This window comes from Acidithiobacillus sp. HP-11, assembly GCF_015100075.1.
Taxonomy (GTDB): domain Bacteria; phylum Pseudomonadota; class Gammaproteobacteria; order Acidithiobacillales; family Acidithiobacillaceae; genus Acidithiobacillus; species Acidithiobacillus thiooxidans.
The window spans coordinates 1-19389 of record NZ_JACKYY010000007.1 but is presented as its reverse complement, the minus strand read 5'-3'; the positions used below and the strand labels follow the sequence as shown (position 1 = coordinate 19389).

The following is a 19389-nucleotide window of genomic DNA, read 5'->3' as shown; positions in this document are numbered from 1 at the left end:
TGCAATAATCCACCAGGATTCTGTGGGTGCTTCATTTGAAAGTGGTATCAGTTTTGCATGCTTAATGGTATTCAGGTCGTACATATTTCTTGATTGGAGGAGAAGCAGATGGGTCACACCCCGAAAGATGTGCTGAAGTTGATTAAAGAAAAAGACATCAAATTTATTGATTTCCGTTTCACCGACACCAAGGGCAAGGAGCAGCATGTTTCTGTGCCTTCCCACACCATGGAAGAAGATACTTTTGTAGAAGGCAAGGCCTTTGATGGTTCTTCCATTGCCGGCTGGAAAGGGATCAATGAATCCGACATGATTCTGCTGCCTGATCCAGATTCCGCCGTGCTCGATCCCTTTACCGACGAAGCGACCCTGAACATTCGTTGTGACGTTATCGAACCGGCTACCGGTCAGGGTTATGAGCGCGATCCGCGTTCAGTGGCTAAACGTGCCGAAGCCTATCTGAAAAGTACTGGCATTGCCGATACCGCTTATTTTGGCCCCGAAAATGAATTTTTTGTCTTCGATTCCGTGACCTGGAATATCGACATGAGTGGCTGTGGTTACAAGGTCGATGCGGAAGAAGCTGCCTGGAATTCCGGTAAGGAATATGAATCCGGCAACATGGGCCATCGTCCCGGTGTGAAGGGCGGATATTTTCCGGTACCTCCGGTGGATTCTGCTCAGGATCTGCGTTCAGCCATGTGTCTGGCGCTAGAGGAAATGGGTCTGAAGGTCGAAGTCCATCACCACGAAGTGGCTACCGCCGGTCAGCATGAAATTGGTGTGGGCTTCAGCACCCTGACCCGCAAAGCCGACGAAGTACAGATTCTGAAATATGTGATTCACAATGTCGCTGCGGCTTATGGTCAGACCGCAACCTTCATGCCCAAGCCCATTGTCGGTGACAACGGTAGTGGCATGCACGTCCATCAGTCGCTGGCCAAGGACGGCAAAAACCTGTTTTCGGGTGATTTGTACGGTGGTTTGTCGGAACTGGCCATTTATTACATTGGCGGTATCATCAAGCACGCCAAGGCCATCAATGCGCTGACCAATCCCAGCACCAACAGTTACAAGCGTTTGGTCCCCCACTATGAAGCGCCGGTGTTGCTGGCCTATTCGGCAAAAAACCGCTCTGCTTCCATTCGTATTCCTTTCGTCAATAGCCCCAAGGCGCGTCGTATTGAAGTCCGCTTCCCGGATTCCACGGCCAATCCCTACCTGGCTTTTGCGGCGATGATGATGGCCGGTCTGGATGGTATTCAGAACAAGATTCATCCCGGCGATGCCATGGACAAGAACCTCTATGATCTGCCCGCCGAAGAGCAGTCCAATATCCCGGGCGTGGCCGCTTCTCTGGAAGAAGCTTTGCGCGCTTTGGAAGCGGACCATGAGTTCCTGATGAAGGGTGGCGTATTCAGCCAGAGCTGGCTGGATGGTTATCTGGATGTGAAATGGGCGGAAGTGCAGGCTCTGCGCGTCACTACCCATCCGGTGGAATTCCAGATGTACTACAGCCTCTGAGCTCATGGCGGGCGGGTGGCCCGCTGATTTGCACAGGTAAAGGCCTCGCAGCATGCGGGGCCTTTTTATTACTGCGCCTTGACAATCATGAGCGGGGCGACCATATAAGTTGCGCTGGATGATGGGGAGATCGGTTGATGAAAAATGCAAGTATTTTTGGTGGAGCAGGCACTTTCGTACGCCGCAGTGTGATGTTGACTTTGCTGCTGGCCGGGACTTTCAGCGTGCTTGCCAACGCAGAAACCATATACCGCTGGGTGGGTAGCAACGGTGTGGTGAGTTACGGAGAAAATCCGCCCGCAGGCGCCAAGAGGGTTGAGCAAATTGCCGGTGCGCCTCAGCAATCGGTGAGTACGCCCGCAGAGGTTCAGCGCCCTCCGGAAGCGGCACCGAATGTTCAGCCCGGAGTAGACAAGCCGGAGCTGAACGCGAGCAATCCTGCCCGTAAACGGCTGGAAGCCGAACTGGTGGCGGCGCGTCTGCAGTTGCTGCAGGCGACCCACAATTATCAACAGGGCAAAGCTATCCGCACCGGTAATGAAAGAAATTATGCCCGTTATTTACAACGGGTAAATGGTCTGAAGCAGGAAGTGGATAATGCCCAAATGCGGGTTATGTTATTGCAGCACCAACTGGAACAGATTCCGGAAACGACCGCTCCAGCATCACCCTCACCCATGCAAGGGCATCAGGCGCACTGAGTCGGGTTGCGGTCTGGTCCCGATTGAGAATTGGGATAGACCGGTAACGCCCTCGTAGCTTAGTATATCAGCCTGGATAAAGACCGTCAGGGAGATCAAATGCCACGTTTCTTGCTCAGTAACGATGACGGATATCTGGCACCGGGACTGGCAGCACTGGCTCAGGCAATCACTCCTCTCGGCGAAGTAGAGGTTCTGGCACCGGAGCAGGATCGCAGCGGCGCCAGTAATTCCCTGACCCTTGATCGCCCCCTGCGCATGCGTACCGGCCTCAATGGTTTTCACTATCTGGTCGGCGGTACCCCAACGGATTGCGTGCATCTGGCAGTGACTGGTCTTTTTGCCGAAGCCCCAGACATGGTGGTGTCCGGTATCAACCGGGGCGCCAATATGGGTGACGACGTGCTTTATTCCGGCACCGTCGCCGCAGCGACCGAAGGTCGTTTTCTGGGGCTGCCAGCCATTGCCGTCTCCCTCGCGGGTCGTGATTGCAGTCACTTTGAAACGGCGGCCAGAGTCGCTGCCACCCTGGTTACCGGCGTGCTCAGCCATGCGCTGCCCGCAGATACCATTCTCAATGTGAATGTGCCGGATTTGCCTTACGAACAATTGCGGGGCTTTGAAGTCACCCGTCTGGGGCGACGCCACAAAAGTGATATGGTGATTCCGGCTGCGGACCCGCGCGGTGATCCGGTCTACTGGATTGGTCCTTCCGGGCGGGAAGCAGACGCCGGGCCGGGTACGGATTTTGATGCGGTACGTCGGGGGTATGTCTCCATTACGCCCCTGGATCTGGATATGACCCGATACAATTTTCTGGAAGGCTTAAGTCAGTGGCTGCGCACTTGCCAGTCCTGAACCCGGAAGTAGGAATGATTTCTCCCCGCACCCGGGGGAGGATGGTGCTACGCCTGCGGGCGGCGGGTATTCGTGATGAACGCGTGCTGGATGTGATGAATCAGGTGCCGCGCCATCATTTTGTGGCCCAGGCCCTGGCGGGACGGGCCTACGAACTGGTCTCCCTGCCCATTGGTTATGGTCAGACCATCTCCCAGCCGTGGACTGTGGCGCGGATGATGGAGGCTATTCTCGAAAACAACCCGATTCCCCGACGCATTCTGGAAATCGGGACCGGTTCTGCTTATCAGACGGCGCTTCTTGCGGAACTGGGGGCGGAAGTATTTACTGTGGAACGCATTGGTCCCCTGCATCATCATGCGGACAAGGTGCTGAGCCGACTGGGTTATTCCCAGGTACATCTGTTGCATGGTGATGGTAGTGGCGGCTGGCCGGAGCAGGGGCCGTATGATGCCATTGTGATTACGGCGGCGGTTCCTTGCGCTTTGGCCCCCTTATATCGCCAGTTAAGGCCTGGCGGTCGTCTGGTGATGCCGGTGGAAGATCGGGGCAAGCAACATTTGCAGGTCAGCCATTGGGATGGTCATGAAGCCCGGATCAGTCATCTGGGTGACTGTTTTTTTGTTCCCTTACTGGCTGGTACGGTTTCATTAGCCTCTGGAGAGTGTTAAGCATGAACGACGCGATCAGAGAAGAGGAAGAAGATCTTTCCGTGGAGTCCGTGGATACGGCAGATGAGACGCCGGAAATTGCTGAGGAGGATTACGGCGAGGCCCCCGACTGGGATGCTACCCGCTGTTATCTGAGGGAAATCGGTCATAATCCGTTGCTGACGGCAGAGCAGGAAATTTCCCTGGGGCGGCTCGTTCAGGCGGGTGATGCGGCCGCGCGCAGCACCATGATAGAGAGTAACTTGCGTCTGGTGGTCAAATTGGCCAGACGTTACATCCACCGTGGTCTGCCTCTTCTGGATTTGATTGAAGAGGGGAATCTGGGCCTGATTCGTGCCGTGGAAAAATTTGATCCGGAAAAGGGTTTTCGTTTTTCGACCTACGCTACCTGGTGGATACGCCAGAATATCGAACGGGCCCTGATGAATCAGACACGCACCATTCGTCTGCCTATTCATGTGATGAAAGAACTGAGTAGCGTCTTGCGTGCAGCACGCTGTCTGGGCCAGACCCTGCAGCGTGATCCAACGGCTGAGGAAGTGGCGGCAGCCATGGATCGGCCTGTGGACGAAATTCGCGGCTGTCTGGAAAATGACGGCAAGGTGACCAGCCTCGATGTACCTCATGGTCGTGAATCTGAGCGCCCCCTGGCCGATGTTATTGCTGATATGGCAAATCCTGGCGTTGAAGCGGCTTTTGCTGAGCAGGATTTGTCCCTGCAGATTCATCACTGGATTGGATCCATGTCTGAAAAACATCGGCAGGTACTGTTCTGGCGCTTTGGTCTGGATGGTACGGAGGGGGCGACTCTGGAAGATGTCGGTAACCGTCTGGGTATCACCCGGGAGCGGGTGCGGCAAATCCAGGTGGAAGCCTTGCTGGCGTTACGTCACCGTATTGAAGAAGAAGGTCTGACCACAGAATCCCTGTTCGGCTGAAGCAGGCTTTCGCAGGCTCCGGCAGGCCGGTGGCGGTGAGGCTTTTTGCTCCAACGTCCCTTGCCTGTTGTTCTACGGCTCATCCTGCTGTCAGGAGAGAACTCGCCCTTTGGGCTCAAACAGCTCTCCTGACGGGCGCAGGATTTCACCAAGAACAACAACGGCGCGGGACAAAGTCGCTGCAAAGCCTCCCCGCCACCGGCCTGCCGGAGCCTGCTCTTGAAAACCGCTGGCCCAAAAATTTCAAGCCTCTGGATGCATCAGGGCGGCCAGCACCATGCGGTCTTCGGCCATTAAAATATTGTAGGTCCGACAGGCTGCGCTGGTATCCATGACTTCCACAGGAATGCCGGCATCGCGCAGGGCTGCCATCAGTTGCAAAGGAAAATGCTGTTTTTTACCGGTGCCCAGGAGCATGACGTCGGGCTTGCGGGCGAGCACTTCGTTAAAATGCTCCAGGCCGAGCCCTTCAGCACTTTCCGGTCCCCAGGGGCTCTGCAGCCAGTCCGCCGCTACCAACAATCCATGGCGGTAATGCTGGCCGCGTACCACGATGCCGTCTTGTCCATAGCCATTGATGAGATTGTATTGGGCGTCCTGTTGCAGGTGTAATTTCATGACTTTCCTCCATGATGCGGATTGACAGGCCAGCGTAGCCTCTCTATTGTTCTTCGGTTTCGGTATTCACGACAACCCTTGAAGGCCTGTGTCCCATGAACAGTGATTTTGAACGTATCCGCCGTTTGCCCCCTTACGTGTTTAATATTGTCACTGACCTGAAAAATCAGGCCCGTAAGCGCGGTGAGGATATTATCGACTTTGGTATGGGAAATCCCGACCAGCCCACGCCCCAGAATATTGTCGATAAGCTCTGCGAGACCGCCCAGCGCGGGGATACCCATCGTTACAGCGTATCCCGGGGTATTCCCCGGCTGCGGCGCGCTATCACGACCTGGTACGAACAGCGCTTCGGGGTGGCTCTTGATCCTGAATCAGAGGCCATAGTGACCATTGGCTCCAAGGAAGGTATTGCGCATCTGGCCCTGGCTACCATGGGCCCCGGGGATACGGTGCTGGTTCCCAGTCCGACTTATCCCATACATCCCTACGGTTTTGTGATTGCCGGCGCAGACGTGCGCCATGTGCCGATGCTGCCGGGCGTGGATTTTTTCGAAGAACTGGAAAAGGCCGTCAAGGCCGCCTGGCCCAAGCCGAAAATGCTGGTCATCAATTTCCCGCATAATCCGACGGCAGCGGTGGTCGATCTGGATTTCTTCAGGCGGATTGTGGAGTTTGCCAAGGAGCATCGCATCTGGGTGGTGCATGATCTGGCTTATGCTGACATCGTCTTTGATGGCTATAAGGCGCCCAGCTTTTTGCAGGTGCCGGGGGCCAAAGATGTGGGGGTGGAATTTTTCACACTGTCCAAGAGCTATAACATGCCCGGCTGGCGGGTCGGCTTTGCCGTAGGTAATCCCAAGCTGGTGGGTGCCCTGGCGCGCATGAAAAGCTATCTGGATTACGGCACCTTCACCCCCATTCAGGTGGCGGCCATTACGGCACTGGAAGGTCCTCAGGATTGTGTGGAAGACATTCGCCTGATGTATGAACAACGCCGCGATGTGCTTTGCGAGGGGCTGGATGCAGCAGGTTGGGTGGTGGAAAAGCCCATGGCAACCATGTTTGTCTGGGCGCGTATTCCGGAAAATCTGCGCAAAATGGGTTCGCTGGAGTTTTCCAAGCTGGTGTTGGACCGGGCCAAGGTGGCGGTCAGTCCCGGTATTGGCTTTGGTGAACTGGGTGACGAATATGTGCGTTTTGGTCTGGTGGAAAACGAACATCGTACCCGTCAGGCCATCCGTGGAATCAAACAAATGTTCCGTGAGGATTTATGATGAGCGACAGCATGGATCCTGTGCGTATTGGTATTCTGGGAATGGGCACTGTCGGTCAGGGCACGGTGCGGGTGCTGGCACGTAATGCCGAAGAAATCACCCGTCGGGTCGGTCGGGATTTACGGGTAGTCCATGCTGCGGTGCGTAATCCGGCGCGTCTGGAAGCATTGGACCTGCAGGCGCGGATCAGCACCGATCCCTGGGCCGTGGTGCGCGATCCGGAAGTGGATGTGCTGGTGGAAGTCATGGGCGGTACGGGGCTGGCCAGGGAACTGATTCTGGCAGCCATTGCCGCAGGCAAGCATGTGGTGACAGCCAATAAAGCCCTGCTGGCTGAACATGGTAACGAAATTTTTGCCGCCGCCCAGCAACAGGGGGTGATGGTGGCCTTTGAAGCAGCCGTAGCCGGAGCCATTCCGATTATCAAAGCCATCCGCGAAGGTTTGGCAGGTAACCGCATTCAATGGCTGGCGGGTATCATCAACGGCACCAGTAACTATATTCTGACCCAGATGTTCCGTGAAGGCTGGGATTTTCAGCAGGCGCTGACCGAGGCCCAGCGCCTGGGCTACGCCGAAGCGGACCCCGGACTGGATGTGGACGGGGGAGATGCAGCCCACAAAATCACGCTGATGGCCTCCATCGCTTTCGGCATCCCGGTGGACTTCGCTCACTGCCATGTCGAGGGCATTCGTGCTCTGGAGCGGGATGATGTGGTGTATGCAGCAGAACTCGGTTATCGCATCAAGCTGCTGGGTATCTCCCGGCGTCGCGCCGATGGTGTGGAACTGCGCGTTCATCCGACCCTGATTCCCGAAAGTCATTTGCTGGCCAATGTCGAAGGACCCTTCAACGCCATTCTCGTCGAAAGCGATGCGGCCGGACAGAGCCTGTATTACGGGCGCGGTGCGGGCGGTGATCCTACGGCCAGCGCGGTGGTGGCTGATCTGGTGGATGTGGCCCGGACGATGACGGCCGACCCCAGCAACCGCGTGCCGCATCTGGCCTTTCAGCCGGATGCCTTGAGTGCCTTGCCGCTGCTGCCCATGGCCGAAGTGGAGAGCGCTTACTATTTGCGCATTCATGCCCATAATCGTGCTGGTGTTTTAGCCCAGGTGGCGACCATGCTGGCGGAACACCAGATTTCCATTGAGGCTTTGCTGCAAAAAGAATCGCCGGAAGCCGATACGGTTCCTATCGTTCTGTTGCTGCACCGTTGCCGTGAAGGCGATCTGGAGCAGGCTATCCGCCGGATTGAAGCCCTTCCGGTAGTGGCTCGTCCCGTTTTACGGCTGCGTGTCGAAAGTCTGGCCGAACAGTGAATCCGCTTTCCGAATCCATTTTTTATTGCTTCAGGAATTAGTTATGACGCGTTACACCGGTATTATTGATCGTTACCGTGATTTTTTGCCTCTGGCCCCGGATACCCAGGCAGTCAGCCTCGGTGAGGGGAATACACCGCTCATCGAATGTCTGAATCTTCCGCGCCAATTGGGGGTGGATATCCGCTTGTTTCTCAAATTCGAAGGGCTGAATCCCACCGGTTCTTTCAAGGATCGGGGCATGACCATGGCGGTGACCAAGGCCAAGGAAGATGGCAGTGAGATGGTCATCTGCGCTTCTACGGGAAATACTTCTGCGGCTGCAGCGGCCTATGCTGCGCGGGCCGGAATGCAGGCTTTTGTGGTGATCCCGGAAGGGAAAATTGCTTTGGGCAAGTTATCTCAGGCCATGATGCACGGCGCGTTGGTCTTGCAAATTCGCGGCAATTTTGACGAAGGCATGCAGATTGTGCAGGAAGTGGCTGCCAATGCGCCCATTACCCTGGTCAATTCCGTGAACCCCTACCGTCTGCAGGGACAGAAAACCGCTGCCTTTGAAATTATCGAGGCCTTGGGCGAGGCGCCTGATTATCACGTATTGCCAGTAGGTAATGCGGGTAATATTACCGCGCACTGGATGGGTTATTGCGAAGCCACCGATGGCCGTGCTGATGTCTCTCAGGTGTTGACCACGGCCTGCAAATTCTGCAACGGGGTGTGTCGCTATGGTCATGGCAAACCCGGAAAACGTCCGAAGATGCTCGGTTTTCAGGCAGAGGGCAGCGCGCCGTTTATGGCCGGTGAGTTTGTGAAAAATCCGGAAACCATTGCGACGGCCATTCGTATCGGGCATCCCATGTCCTGGGATCAGGCGCATCGGGTGCAGGAAGAAAGTGGTGGCTGGTTTGGCAGCCACAGCGATGCTCAAATCCTCGAAGCCCAGCGCTGGTTAGCCAAATTTGAAGGCGTGTTTTGTGAGCCTGCCTCCGCCACTTCGGTGGCGGGCGTTGTTGCTGCTGCCCGCGCCGGAAAAATCGAGGCGGGGGCTACGGTGGTTTGTACGCTTACCGGACATGGTCTCAAGGATCCCGACACGGCCATTTCCCAGGGCGGCGAGGTGGTGACCGTCAATGCCACTCTGGATGCGGTACAGCGCGCCATACTGGATCGCTGATGGCCGATGTCTGCCTCTGGCTGTCGGGGTTGCACGGCATGCCGGAGGAGGACCTGGGCGCAGTATTACCGCGCTACTGGGGGCGTGGGCAGCGCACCCGATTGGTAGCGGAATCTTCTCTGGAAGTGGCCGGTCGTTTGCTGGGATTTGCCGGAGCACTCCCGGCGGCGGCGCTCCTGGCAGAAGCCGAAGGGATAAATACCGCCGGACATTGGGTCATTGCTCTGGAGCCGGTAGCTTTTCGCGGTCAGGCAGGGCGGGCGGTATTGCAGCCGTTGCCGGGTCTGGAAGAAAGTGATGCGGTGGCGTTGTTTGACGCTGCGGTCGAATTTTTGGCAGAAACACCCTGGATTTTAAAGCGTGGAGCGCGGCGCTGGTATGTGCTGAGCAGTACAAGTCCCGATCTGCACTGTCCTGATCTGGAACAGGTGTGGGGCCGTGAGCCTCTGGCTTTGCAGGTCACCGGGGCGGATGCCCGGCGCTGGAATGCCTTTCTCAATGAATTGCAGATGTTTCTGGCGGCCCATCCCGTCAATCAGGATATCCATGCAGTGGGAATGGAATCCTGGTGTTTGTTCTGGGCCTGGGGGGAGGGTTGCTTGCCGGAACAGCGTCCGCTGACAAAGTGGCAAAGTTTGGCGGCGGAGGCCGATTATCTGCAGGCCGCTGCTGCCTGGCTTGGGTTACCGCTCGCTTATCCTAAAGCACTGCAAGCAGCCGGTAAACTTCCCGATAATCTGCTCTGGGTCTGGTCCGGAGCCTGGTTGTATCCCGATGCCGCAAAATCATTCGCGGCGCTGCATCCTGCCCTGCAAAACTTCTGGCGCCGGGGTGGAACTCTGCAATGTTTGACCGGCGTGCTCGCCCATGGTGGGGTGGAGCGACTGACCCTGCGCAGTGCTGATCGCTGGCGCTTCTGGCGCAGGCTAGCCCGACCGGGTCATGCGCTTCCGGGAGTCTGGTGAATGGCTGTGAAAATACCCGAGGCGGGCGTGGTCAAAGGAGCGCGATAAGTTGCACGGAGTCAATCAGAACAAGAGTAGCGCGTGATGCCAGAACCCATAAAAATCATCGACAGGCCATTGTCACAAGATGTTTTTAATGCGGCAGTAGCGGCTGGTTATACGCCACTCCAATCGCGTATCATCGCCGGTCGATTGGGTGATGAGGATGCGGGAAGGGTGGGATTGCTTGTGCGCCCGCCGCTGAGTGCGCTCGATCCACCAGACCGTTTACCCGACATCAACGTCGCCGCTGAGGCTGTAGCAAGGGCTGTGAAACAAGGGTTGCCGTTGATTCTGCTGTCGGACTTCGACTGTGATGGAGCGTCCGGGCACGCGGTGCTGAAGTTTGCGTTGCGTGACTACTTCGGTGTGCCCGAACACCGGATACACAGCTACATCGGCCATCGCCTGCGGGAAGGGTATGGCGTATCGGAAAGCGTCACCCAGCGGATTCTGGACTCGGCACCGCGTCCTGCACTTGTCATTACTGCGGACCAGGGCAGTTCGGACCATGATCGCATCGAGAAGCTCCGCGATCATGGTCTGACGACAATAGTGACGGACCACCATGGGGTTCCAGAGCAAGGCCCGCCGCACGCCGCCATCGCCTGTGTCAATCCCGTCCGCACGGATTCAAGCTTTGCCGACCCCTACATCGCGGGCGTGCATGTGGCCTGGCTACTCTGCTGTGCTGTACGGCAAAAGCTCATCGACTGGGGGCACCTTCCGGCCAATGCGCCCCGTCTGGGCGGTCTCCTCGACCTGGTTGCGCTGGGAACCATGGCGGATTGTGTTGATCTGGCCCGCTCGGCGAATAATCGTGCGGTTCTGACACGCGGCCTCGCATTGATGAACGTACCGGAGGCGCGACCTGTGTGGCGTGCCCTGTACAAGGTCTCTCGTTGCAGCGGCCCGATTACAGCGGCGACATTGAGTTTTACCTTCGGGCCGATCATCAATGCCCGGGGCAGGCTGGATTGCGCACTGGGGGCCGTCGACCTGTTGATGTGCGACGACGAGGCGGAAGCCATACGCCTGGCGCATGTTTTGGTGGAGCACAATAGCGAGCGCAAGCGGGTCCAATCCAAGATGCTGCGCCGTATCCTGCCATTGGCGGAGGAGCAGGCGGTGGACGGGGCTATGGCCATTACCGTGTTCGATCCGGAAGGGCATCCGGGCGTACATGGGGTCTGCGCTGCCCGTCTGGTGGAAGCCTATGGACGGCCTGCTGCCTATTTCTCGCCCAAGCAGGAAAGCGAGCATATCACCGCTTCGCTGCGCACCGTGCCTGGATTTCATATACGCAACGCGCTGGCAGGGATTGCAGAATCCTATCCGGACGACTTCGTTGCCTGGGGCGGTCATGCCGGTGCTGGCGGCGTCACCTTGAAACGTGAGGGGTTTGATCGTTTCGCGACAGCCTTCAATGCAGCTGCAACCCGTGCCCTGGCAGCGTGGACCCCGGGCCCCCGGATACTGAGTGATGGGGCGCTCGAACAGCTCCCAAGTTTGGAACTGCTCAAAGAGTTCGCACTTTTGGAGCCTTTCGGTCGGCAATGGGAGGCGCCCGTCTTCTGTACGGAAGGTCAGATTCTCAGTGTGCGTCCCGTCGGGGATGGCACCCACCTCAAATTGTTGCTGGGCATCGGGCCAAATCGATTCGATGCCATCTGGTTTGGGGCGGTTCGTGATGGAGTGTGTCCCGTGGAAACGGGGCAGCTTGTCCGGGTAACTTTCGAGCTGGAGGCCAATACCTTCAGAGACGAGACGTCCTTGCAATTGCGCGTCCGCCATGCGGTGGTTATTGCAGGGAAACCGGTGATGGTTCAGCGAGTCGCTACATGAATGCAGTAGAAGTAGTATTACCCAAACCCGCTTTTCAAGCCTCAACTCTTGGGAATATGTGCCTCACGCATTAAGGAGAGCAGCTCCTCACTGGAAGGAAATGTTGTGCCCTCTCCGCCGTCGGTAAGCACACCTTCGGCCAAGGCACGTTTTTCACGGTTGTCAAACAGCGCTGGTGATTAGCCATTTTTCAGCAGAAATCAGCGTTTGGATTGTTCCCCTTTTGGAACCTCGGTATTTCGCTAATGCACATAATATTTCAACGGATTAATGATTCATTTTCCGCGAGATGCGGTGGTAAACACCTGATGCTGACAGTTGGCAAACGAATGACGCTGATTAACAGGGATTAAGCAAAAAACCTGTTGACTCTAATGATCAACCTTAAGATTCATCAAGATTGTAGCGCTACACTAACTGCGGTTTTTCAGCCATGGTAGAGAGTTTCAAAATCATGACAGTCAGCCCGCTGAATGACCGCTTCCGCTGCAAAATCGCCCATTATTCACCTTATTCAAGCTGCGTGGCGTTCAATCACCTCATAACCGATGCAGGCCAGCCAAACGGTCTTTGGTATCGGGCGGGAGCCATTTTTGTAGTAGGCCATCATGCGCCGAGTCATACCGATGGCTTCCGCCGCACGGCTTAAGCTGAGCTTGTTCCGCTCCATCCACAGGATGAAATCCTCACGTGTTGGTAATCCGGTCTGCTTCCTCCCCAAGGCATAGAGACGGCCTGCGCCCAGATCCAGTCCGCCGGGCCAACTCACAGACCATCGCCCCAGTCATCTGCATGCCCCTGAGCAAAGAAAGCCGGATCATGAAGTGCACAAAAGGGATCTTCCGCCCGTGGTGGACCGATAAGATCCTTAAGGTCCGTAGTAATCACTTCTCCGGTGGACCAATGGATTTCTACCTGGAACAGGCCAGTAATCGTCGCCGTTTCAATTTTGGGTGCTTGATTCATGGATTCAACCTCCGTTATTCCGTCAATAGGGCATCCCGATGCGCCTGAATCCAGGTCCGCACCGGTTCCAATCGCTTTCGGGGCGAGACATAGCCGACTAGAAGCGCGCCTGTTTCAATGGCCAGCGACACACGGGATCCGTCACGAAACTGCACATGGACGTGCGGAAGCGGATGCTGCTCCCGGCCATTGATGCGTATACGCCAGTCATCCCCTACGGAGTAGTTGGTCATGGCTTCATAGTAGGGAAATCATTGCACCATATCAAGGTTGACATCAATTTCGTTACACTTCGGTTTGCTCGGCCATTTCCAGGGCATCGTCAACCTCAATGCCGAACTCTTGGTGAATTAAGCTGGGGGGTGAAAAAAAGTCAGGCGCGGGATAAGGCCCTGGCCAGTATTCAAAATCTGCAGGAGAGCATTCGGGTAGCCCAACTCACCCCTCAGGTTGGGATCCAATATGGGCGGATCCGCCCTGCTCTGGAAAGCTGTGGACAACCCATTGGTAATAATGATTTAAGGATAGCAGCACACGCCCGCGCCGAAGGCTGGATTTTGGTTACCAATAACGAACGCGAGTTTTGCCGGGTGGAAGGCTTGCAGGTAGAAAACTGGGTAACGGCATGACCTGCTCTCAACACCGTCAAAACTCCACTGGAGATCAGCACCGAAACTGCGCATAATTATGGGCTTTGTGTGCTAGGTGAACGGCCTGGCGCGGGTTTGATCCCGGCGCAGTCCGCTGGAAAAGGAATAATCATGAGAGAAGTGAATGAGATGCGTGCGTTGCACGAAGATCTCCAGGCCCGGGTGAGCGGCCTGAGGGGGTATCTTTGACCTCGAAGAAAAGCGTGGCCGTTTAGAAGAAGTTCAGCGCGAACTGGAAGATCCGGGCATCTGGACCCAGGCTGAAAAAGCCCAGGAATTGGGACGGGAACGAGCGGCTCTGGAAGCCATCATCGGACCGATGGACAAGTTGAGTGCCAGTCTGGCGGACGGTAACGAAATGCTGGAACTTGCGCTCAGTGAGCAGGATCAGGAACTGCTGGCTTCAGTGGATGCCGATCTGGATACGGCCCTGGCGATGGTCGAAAAACTGGAATTTCAGCGGATGTTTTCGGGAGAGCATGATGCTTCCGATTGCTTTGTCGATATTCAGGCGGGGGCGGGCGGTACCGAAGCCCAGGATTGGGCAGAGATGATTTTGCGCATGTACTTGCGCTGGTGTGAGCAGCACGGTTTTGCTGCGGAACTGGTGGAAGTCTCGGAAGGAGAAGTGGCGGGTATCAAGTCGGCCAGTATTCACGTCAAGGGCGATCATGCCTTCGGCTGGCTGCGTAGTGAAACCGGTGTGCATCGTCTGGTGCGCAAATCGCCCTTTGATTCAGGAAATCGTCGTCATACCAGTTTCGCCAGCGTGTTCATTTATCCCGAAATTGACGACAGCTTTGAAATCGAAATTAATCCAGCAGACCTCAAGGTGGATACCTACCGCGCCAGTGGTGCCGGTGGGCAGCACGTCAACAAGACGGATTCGGCCATTCGGATTACCCACGTCCCATCGGGCATTATTGTCGCCTGTCAGACGGATCGTTCCCAGCATAAAAACCGGGCCGAAGCCATGCGTATGTTGCGCTCCAAGCTTTTTGAAATGGAAATGAAAAAGCGTGATGCGGAAAAACAGGCGCTGGAAGACAGCAAGAGTGACATTGGCTGGGGGCATCAGATTCGTTCTTATGTGCTTGACCAGTCACGGATCAAAGACCTGCGCACCGGGGTCGAAGTGGGAGATACCCAGAAAGTTCTGGATGGGGCACTGGACCTGTTTATCGAAGCGGCACTGAAGGCCGGCTTATAAAATGCAGTCACGCACAATTGGCGCGAGGAGAACAAAGTGGATCAGGAACTGAATGATCAGATGCAGGTACGCCAGGACAAGCTGACCCAGTGGCGGCATGAGGGACAGGCCTACCCCAACCACTTTCGGCGCGATGCCCTGGCGGGAGATCTGCAGGCGCGCTATAACGATATGGATGCCTTGGCGCTGGAGCTGGAGCCGATCCAGGCCCGCCTGGGTGGACGTCTGATGACCCGGCGGGTCATGGGTAAAGCCAGTTTTGCCGACATTCAGGATCAGTCTGGACGTATTCAGCTTTTTGTCAGTCGTGATGCCCTGGGGGAAGAGCACTATGCGCGTTTCAAGGCCCTGGATTTTGGCGACATTATCGGCGTGGAAGGGACTTTGTTCCGCACCAAAACCGGCGAACTGTCCCTGAAAGTCCACAGTCTGCAACTGCTCAGTAAAGCCTTGCGTCCCCTGCCGGAAAAATGGCATGGGTTGAGTGATCCGGAAACCCGCTTTCGGCAGCGTTATGTGGATCTTATTGTTACCGAATCGGCCCGCCGGACGTTTCAGATCCGGGCGGAAACCGTGGCCGCTCTCCGCGAAGGCTTGCGCCAGCGCGGGTTTTTTGAAGCAGAAACGCCCATGATGCATGCCATTCCCGGTGGCGCCACAGCGCGCCCTTTCATGACCCATCATCATGCCCTGGATATGACGCTGTACCTGCGCATTGCCCCGGAACTTTACCTGAAACGCCTGGTAGTGGGTGGTATTGAGCAGGTTTTTGAAATCAACCGTAATTTTCGTAATGAAGGGGTTTCCACCCGCCATAATCCGGAATTCACCATGCTCGAATGGTATGAGGCCTATGCCGATTATCGGGATGCCATGGATTTGACCGAAACCCTGATTCGCGCTGCGGCACAAGCGGCCCTGGGTGGCACCCGGATTCAGTATCAGGGCCTGGAAATTGATCTGGGCAAGGCTTTTGTGCGGATGAGCGTGAGCGAGTCAGTGCGCGCCTACAATCCGGACCTGGCCGACGCTGATCTGCGTGATCCTGAAGTCCTGGCTGCCAAGCTGGCGCAGATGCACATGCCCTGTGAGGCTTCCTGGGGCTGGGGCAAACGGCTGATCGAGATCTTTGAAAAGACCGTGGAAGGGAATTTGCAGCAACCGACGTTCATTACCGAATATCCTCTGGAGGTCAGCCCTCTGGCGCGCCGCAATGATCTGGACCCGGAGGTGACGGACCGCTTTGAGTTGATGATTGCCGGACGTGAGCTGGCCAATGGTTTTTCGGAGCTCAATGATCCCGAAGATCAGGCCGCCCGGTTCCGCGCCCAGGTAGAGGCCAAGGATGCCGGTGATGAAGAAGCCATGTTCTATGATGCCGATTATATCCGCGCCCTGGAATATGGCATGCCGCCCACTGCGGGCGTCGGGCTGGGTATTGATCGTCTGGTCATGTTGCTGGCGGATCAGCCCAGTATTCGTGAAGTCATTCTCTTCCCGCACTTGCGACCGGAATAATCATGCGCCCTTATGAGTTGTGGATCGGGCTGCGCTATACCCGGGCCAAAAGAAATAATCATTTCATTTCTTTTATTACCGGAACGGCCATCCTCGGAATGGTCATCGGGGTAGCCGCCCTGATTGCGGTCATGGCGGTCATGAATGGTTTTGACCACACCCTGCGTTCGCGGATCCTGGCGGTGACCTCCGATGTCATCATTCAGGGCAACGGGGTGCCGGTCATGGACTGGCAGACCGCTACCCGACGTTTGTCGCGGGTGCCGGATGTGACTGGCGTGGCACCCTATGTGCAGGCGCAGGCACTGATTTCCCATGATGGTCTGGTCAGTGGAGCGATGATTGAGGGCATTGATCCTGCTCTGGAAGGGAGAGTGGATAAGCTGGCCAGGGATATGAAAGTAGGCAAGCTGCAAAGCCTGCAAAGTCATCCCTGGAGTATCGTGCTGGGTACGGCTCTGGCCCGGCAATTGGGAGTGACCGTAGGCGATAAGATCACCCTGATTTCGCCTCAGGGCGGAGTCACCCCTCTGGGCGTGAGTCCGTCGTTGCGCCAGTTTACCGTGGTCGGTTTGTTTTCTGTGGGTATTTACGCCTATGACAGCGGCATGGCGTACATCAATCTGGGGGATGCCCAGCGCCTTTATGGGCTGGATAAAGGGGTGACCGGCCTGCGTATGCAGATCAAAAATCCCTTTGCTGCACCGGCTTTTGCCGCCCATCTCCAGAAACAACTGGGGCCCGCCTTTTATATTCAGGACTGGACCCAGACCCATGAAAACTTTTTCAAGGCCCTGAGCATGGAAAAACTGGTCATGTTCGTTATTTTATCCCTGATTATTGCGGTGGCGGCTTTCAATATTGTGGCGACCCTGGTCATGGTGGTGACCGACAAGGAAACCGATATTGCCATTTTGCGCACCCTGGGCGTCACGCCACGCAGTATCATGCTGATTTTCATGGTGCAGGGAGCGGTAATCGGCCTGGTAGGGACTTTGCTGGGGGTATTTTTTGGTGTCCTGCTGGCCCTGAATATTCCCACCCTGGTGCCCGCCCTTGAACAATTACTGCATACTCAGTTCATCTCTCCGGAGGTGTATTCCATCAGTCAGTTGCCCTCCAAGCTCGAACCCTGGGATGTGGTGCATGTGGCCGTGGCGGCCCTGATCATGAGCTGGATTGCCACCTTGTACCCCTCCTGGAGGGCATCACGGGTCGCTCCGGCGGAGGCTTTGCGCTATGAATGATGAATTGGTCCTGTCCGTAGAGCATTTGCGTCAGAGTTTTGCCATTGGCAGAGACAAGCTGGAGGTCATCCGCGACGTCAATTTGCAAATCCGCAAAGGCGAAAGCCTGGCCATTGTTGGCGCATCGGGGCAGGGCAAAAGTACCCTGATGCATCTGATGGGGGGACTGGAAAAACCCTCAGGGGGGGTGGTCCGCATTCTCGGTCAGGAAATCTACAAACTCCGGGAATCTGCCCGCAGCCGCCTGCGCAACCAGAGTGTCGGCTTTGTGTATCAGTTACATCGCCTGTTGCCGGAGTTTACCGCCCTGGAAAATGTGCTCTTGCCGCTCCTGATTCGTCGGGTGCCCCGGCATTCGGTGCAGGCCTGGGGCGAAGAAATTCTGGCACGGGTCGGTCTGGGTGAGCGCTTGCAGCACAAGCCGGGCATGCTGTCAGGAGGCGAAAGACAGCGGGTGGCCTTGGCCCGTGCCCTGGTAACCCGACCGGCCCTGCTTCTGGCCGATGAACCGACGGGGAATCTGGACAGTGAATCAGCCGAGAGTGTCCATGATCTGATGCTCAGCCTGAACCGGGAATTGGGCACCGCGCTGGTTATTGTCACCCATGAGCCCGCGTTGGCAGCACATATGGGACGGGTGTTGCGTCTGCAGAATGGTGTTCTGCAGAAGCTTGAAGGCTGATCCATTCCCGATGGTCCAATCCAGCACGAAGCCCTGCCCTTCAAGTAGAGAAAGCGGCGGATTAGCTGCGAAGCGGGGGCTTGGGCTGGGACCTGGTCATACGCTCTTAAAACCCGCTATGCAGAGACTGAAATCGAGAATCTGAATCAAGAGGTGTTTTTGAGAGCAGCATCCAAAGGTTAGGGATGATTTGTTGTTAAATCGCCATTGCAAACCGGTACTTGAAAGTTGCCAAGTAATTCGTCCACCGCATCAATAATGTGGTTGTCACCAATCAAGCCTCAAGCCGCATCCAGTATCCGCAGTTCTATATGTAGTCCTGCCGCCGTCGCCATATTTACCAACATGTCCAGACTAAAAAGATCAATCTTACCGCGCACCAGATCGGAAACACGCGGCTGTGTTACGCCAAAAAGTTGCGCTGCTTGGGTCTGGCTCATTCCACTACGGGCGATATGGTTCTTGAGTGACATCATCAACTGAGAACGTAGTTTCATGTTCTCAGCGTCCTCCCGCGTATCCTCAATCGCATCCCACACACTCGCAAATCGTTCTTCGCTCATGATTTCATCTCCTTTAATAAATCTCGGTAACGCTGTCCCGCAAGATCCAGATCCGTTTTGCGAGTCTTTTGGGTCTTCTTCTGAAAGCAGTGCAGCACATAAACGGCTTCTGGAAGTTTTGCCACATAGATCACTCGAAAGGCCCCTGTTTCATCTCGTATCCGAATTTCCCGAACGCCTTGACCCACGCTATTCATGGGCTTCCAGTCGTCCGGATCTCGACCTTTTTGTACCTGATCCAACTGGTATCCTGCTTCGCGTCTGGTCGACAGGGGAAAGGTGCGCAGATCTTCCAGAGAAGTGCCTTGGAATACGATAGGTTTTTGGTTGGTCACCGGACAAATATATAATAAATTATATACTCAGGCAAACCTGTGGGGTTTGAATCAGGAGAGACAGAATGCGTCATTCGGATGGGCAACAATCTTGCGCAGGCCAGAAAATCGCTCGGTCTGGCGATCTAGCAGCTTGTCGGACTTTCATTTTGCCTAAAATTATCGTATAATTACTTACGATTCAATGTGATGAGTGATTTTATGGCCCACTTCCTCGATACTGACCGCAAGACTGATTATCTTCTGCCCCCTTCCATGGACGACTGGCTCCCAGAAGGGCACCTGG

21 protein-coding genes are annotated in these 19389 nt (G+C 55.9%); 15 read left to right on the top strand and 6 right to left on the bottom strand.

Translation table 11 applies throughout. The annotated features are described in order from the left end of the window. Window positions 1–108 precede the first annotated feature (108 nt). The 5 genes from glnA to rpoS all read left to right on the top strand — a co-directional run bounded on the left by glnA (window position 109) and on the right by rpoS (window position 4692). The gene (glnA, locus tag H7F08_RS03625; protein ID WP_193639891.1) at window positions 109–1524 is read left to right on the top strand and encodes a glutamate--ammonia ligase; all 1416 of its coding nucleotides are present in this window, start codon (window positions 109–111) and stop codon (window positions 1522–1524) included. Window positions 1525–1661: 137 nt separating this feature from the next. Beyond that, window positions 1662–2225 (top strand): DUF4124 domain-containing protein, encoded by a 564-nt coding sequence (locus H7F08_RS03620; RefSeq protein ID WP_193639890.1) that lies wholly within the window; start codon window positions 1662–1664, stop codon window positions 2223–2225. Between the two features lie 99 nt (window positions 2226–2324). Then, window positions 2325–3083, top strand: coding sequence for a 5'/3'-nucleotidase SurE (gene surE, locus H7F08_RS03615; RefSeq protein WP_010641154.1), 759 nt, complete (start codon window positions 2325–2327; stop codon window positions 3081–3083). Next, complete coding sequence (locus tag H7F08_RS03610; RefSeq protein WP_024894773.1) at window positions 3059–3754, top strand: protein-L-isoaspartate(D-aspartate) O-methyltransferase; 696 nt, start codon at window positions 3059–3061, stop codon at window positions 3752–3754. Before surE ends, H7F08_RS03610 begins: the two co-directional genes overlap by 25 nt. 2 nt (window positions 3755–3756) lie before the next feature. Beyond that, window positions 3757–4692, top strand: coding sequence for an RNA polymerase sigma factor RpoS (gene rpoS, locus H7F08_RS03605; RefSeq protein WP_031571328.1), 936 nt, complete (start codon window positions 3757–3759; stop codon window positions 4690–4692). A gap of 243 nt (window positions 4693–4935) precedes the next feature. Here the strand turns inward: rpoS and H7F08_RS03600 are convergent, their stop codons facing one another. After that, window positions 4936–5310, bottom strand: coding sequence for an Mth938-like domain-containing protein (locus tag H7F08_RS03600; protein WP_010637117.1), 375 nt, complete (start codon window positions 5308–5310; stop codon window positions 4936–4938). A 95-nt stretch (window positions 5311–5405) separates the two neighbouring features. Here H7F08_RS03600 and alaC point away from each other — a divergent pair, with 95 nt between their 5' ends. The 5 genes from alaC (at window position 5406) to H7F08_RS03575 (ending at window position 11932) form a co-directional block, all read left to right on the top strand. Next, window positions 5406–6587 (top strand): alanine transaminase, encoded by a 1182-nt coding sequence (gene alaC, locus H7F08_RS03595; protein WP_031571331.1) that lies wholly within the window; start codon window positions 5406–5408, stop codon window positions 6585–6587. An 11-nt stretch (window positions 6588–6598) separates the two neighbouring features. Then, window positions 6599–7909, top strand: a complete 1311-nt coding sequence (locus H7F08_RS03590; protein WP_024894807.1) for a homoserine dehydrogenase — start codon at window positions 6599–6601, stop codon at window positions 7907–7909. Window positions 7910–7952: 43 nt separating this feature from the next. Further along, window positions 7953–9083, top strand: coding sequence for a threonine synthase (gene thrC / locus H7F08_RS03585; protein WP_031571334.1), 1131 nt, complete (start codon window positions 7953–7955; stop codon window positions 9081–9083). Continuing rightward, window positions 9083–10048 (top strand): hypothetical protein, encoded by a 966-nt coding sequence (locus tag H7F08_RS03580; RefSeq protein WP_193639889.1) that lies wholly within the window; start codon window positions 9083–9085, stop codon window positions 10046–10048. Before thrC ends, H7F08_RS03580 begins: the two co-directional genes overlap by 1 nt. A gap of 84 nt (window positions 10049–10132) precedes the next feature. Then, window positions 10133–11932 carry a single-stranded-DNA-specific exonuclease RecJ gene (locus H7F08_RS03575; RefSeq protein ID WP_193639919.1) on the top strand — a complete coding sequence of 600 codons (1800 nt, stop codon included), beginning with the start codon at window positions 10133–10135 and terminating at the stop codon, window positions 11930–11932. Between the two features lie 514 nt (window positions 11933–12446). Here the strand turns inward: H7F08_RS03575 and H7F08_RS15380 are convergent. Genes H7F08_RS15380 through H7F08_RS03565 form a run of 3 tightly spaced genes read right to left on the bottom strand, consistent with a single transcriptional unit; the run spans window position 12447 to window position 13131 of the window. Further along, a complete protein-coding gene (locus tag H7F08_RS15380) occupies window positions 12447–12701 on the bottom strand; it encodes a hypothetical protein (RefSeq protein ID WP_226842674.1) in 255 nt (84 codons plus the stop codon). Then, a complete protein-coding gene (locus tag H7F08_RS15375) occupies window positions 12698–12898 on the bottom strand; it encodes a hypothetical protein (RefSeq protein ID WP_226842675.1) in 201 nt (66 codons plus the stop codon). The genes H7F08_RS15380 and H7F08_RS15375 overlap by 4 nt, the downstream gene beginning before the upstream one ends. 14 nt (window positions 12899–12912) lie before the next feature. Beyond that, on the bottom strand, window positions 12913–13131 hold the full coding sequence (locus tag H7F08_RS03565; RefSeq protein ID WP_193639888.1) for a DUF4160 domain-containing protein: 219 nt from the start codon (window positions 13129–13131) through the stop codon (window positions 12913–12915). Between H7F08_RS03565 and H7F08_RS03560 the strand changes: the two genes are divergently transcribed. The 5 genes from H7F08_RS03560 (at window position 13054) to H7F08_RS03540 (ending at window position 18205) form a co-directional block, all read left to right on the top strand. Further along, window positions 13054–13527: a PIN domain-containing protein gene (locus H7F08_RS03560; protein ID WP_319803960.1), complete on the top strand. Its 474-nt coding sequence runs from the start codon at window positions 13054–13056 to the stop codon at window positions 13525–13527. The genes H7F08_RS03565 and H7F08_RS03560 overlap by 78 nt on opposite strands. 132 nt (window positions 13528–13659) lie before the next feature. Further along, window positions 13660–14758 (top strand): peptide chain release factor 2 gene (gene prfB / locus H7F08_RS03555; protein WP_139110756.1). Its coding sequence is split into 2 segments (ribosomal slippage): window positions 13660–13734 and window positions 13736–14758, totalling 1098 coding nucleotides; the frame shifts between segments, so codons are not numbered across the junction. Between the two features lie 36 nt (window positions 14759–14794). Further along, window positions 14795–16276, top strand: coding sequence for a lysine--tRNA ligase (gene lysS / locus H7F08_RS03550; protein WP_215866581.1), 1482 nt, complete (start codon window positions 14795–14797; stop codon window positions 16274–16276). A gap of 2 nt (window positions 16277–16278) precedes the next feature. Beyond that, entirely contained in the window at window positions 16279–17523 is a 1245-nt protein-coding gene (locus tag H7F08_RS03545; RefSeq protein WP_010637137.1) for a lipoprotein-releasing ABC transporter permease subunit, read from the top strand. Continuing rightward, window positions 17516–18205 carry an ABC transporter ATP-binding protein gene (locus H7F08_RS03540; protein ID WP_193639887.1) on the top strand — a complete coding sequence of 230 codons (690 nt, stop codon included), beginning with the start codon at window positions 17516–17518 and terminating at the stop codon, window positions 18203–18205. Before H7F08_RS03545 ends, H7F08_RS03540 begins: the two co-directional genes overlap by 8 nt. 281 nt (window positions 18206–18486) lie before the next feature. Here the strand turns inward: H7F08_RS03540 and H7F08_RS03535 are convergent, their stop codons facing one another. Beyond that, window positions 18487–18768 (bottom strand): helix-turn-helix domain-containing protein, encoded by a 282-nt coding sequence (locus H7F08_RS03535; RefSeq protein WP_075323243.1) that lies wholly within the window; start codon window positions 18766–18768, stop codon window positions 18487–18489. Continuing rightward, the gene (locus tag H7F08_RS03530) at window positions 18765–19103 is read right to left on the bottom strand and encodes a type II toxin-antitoxin system RelE/ParE family toxin (protein WP_075323242.1); all 339 of its coding nucleotides are present in this window, start codon (window positions 19101–19103) and stop codon (window positions 18765–18767) included. The genes H7F08_RS03535 and H7F08_RS03530 overlap by 4 nt, the downstream gene beginning before the upstream one ends. Window positions 19104–19389 lie beyond the last annotated feature (286 nt).

Coding starts and splice junctions, on each gene's coding strand:
- H7F08_RS03575 (WP_193639919.1), top strand. CDS start 10,133: ATGCCAGAACCCATAAAAATCATCGACAGGCCATTGTCACAAGATGTT.
- glnA (WP_193639891.1), top strand. CDS start 109: ATGGGTCACACCCCGAAAGATGTGCTGAAGTTGATTAAAGAAAAAGAC.
- H7F08_RS03535 (WP_075323243.1), bottom strand. CDS start 18,768: ATGAGCGAAGAACGATTTGCGAGTGTGTGGGATGCGATTGAGGATACG.
- H7F08_RS03540 (WP_193639887.1), top strand. CDS start 17,516: ATGAATGATGAATTGGTCCTGTCCGTAGAGCATTTGCGTCAGAGTTTT.
- surE (WP_010641154.1), top strand. CDS start 2,325: ATGCCACGTTTCTTGCTCAGTAACGATGACGGATATCTGGCACCGGGA.
- H7F08_RS03560 (WP_319803960.1), top strand. CDS start 13,054: ATGGACGTGCGGAAGCGGATGCTGCTCCCGGCCATTGATGCGTATACG.
- rpoS (WP_031571328.1), top strand. CDS start 3,757: ATGAACGACGCGATCAGAGAAGAGGAAGAAGATCTTTCCGTGGAGTCC.
- H7F08_RS03600 (WP_010637117.1), bottom strand. CDS start 5,310: ATGAAATTACACCTGCAACAGGACGCCCAATACAATCTCATCAATGGC.
- alaC (WP_031571331.1), top strand. CDS start 5,406: ATGAACAGTGATTTTGAACGTATCCGCCGTTTGCCCCCTTACGTGTTT.
- H7F08_RS03545 (WP_010637137.1), top strand. CDS start 16,279: ATGCGCCCTTATGAGTTGTGGATCGGGCTGCGCTATACCCGGGCCAAA.
- H7F08_RS03580 (WP_193639889.1), top strand. CDS start 9,083: ATGGCCGATGTCTGCCTCTGGCTGTCGGGGTTGCACGGCATGCCGGAG.
- H7F08_RS15375 (WP_226842675.1), bottom strand. CDS start 12,898: ATGAATCAAGCACCCAAAATTGAAACGGCGACGATTACTGGCCTGTTC.
- H7F08_RS03620 (WP_193639890.1), top strand. CDS start 1,662: ATGAAAAATGCAAGTATTTTTGGTGGAGCAGGCACTTTCGTACGCCGC.
- thrC (WP_031571334.1), top strand. CDS start 7,953: ATGACGCGTTACACCGGTATTATTGATCGTTACCGTGATTTTTTGCCT.
- H7F08_RS03590 (WP_024894807.1), top strand. CDS start 6,599: ATGGATCCTGTGCGTATTGGTATTCTGGGAATGGGCACTGTCGGTCAG.
- H7F08_RS03565 (WP_193639888.1), bottom strand. CDS start 13,131: ATGACCAACTACTCCGTAGGGGATGACTGGCGTATACGCATCAATGGC.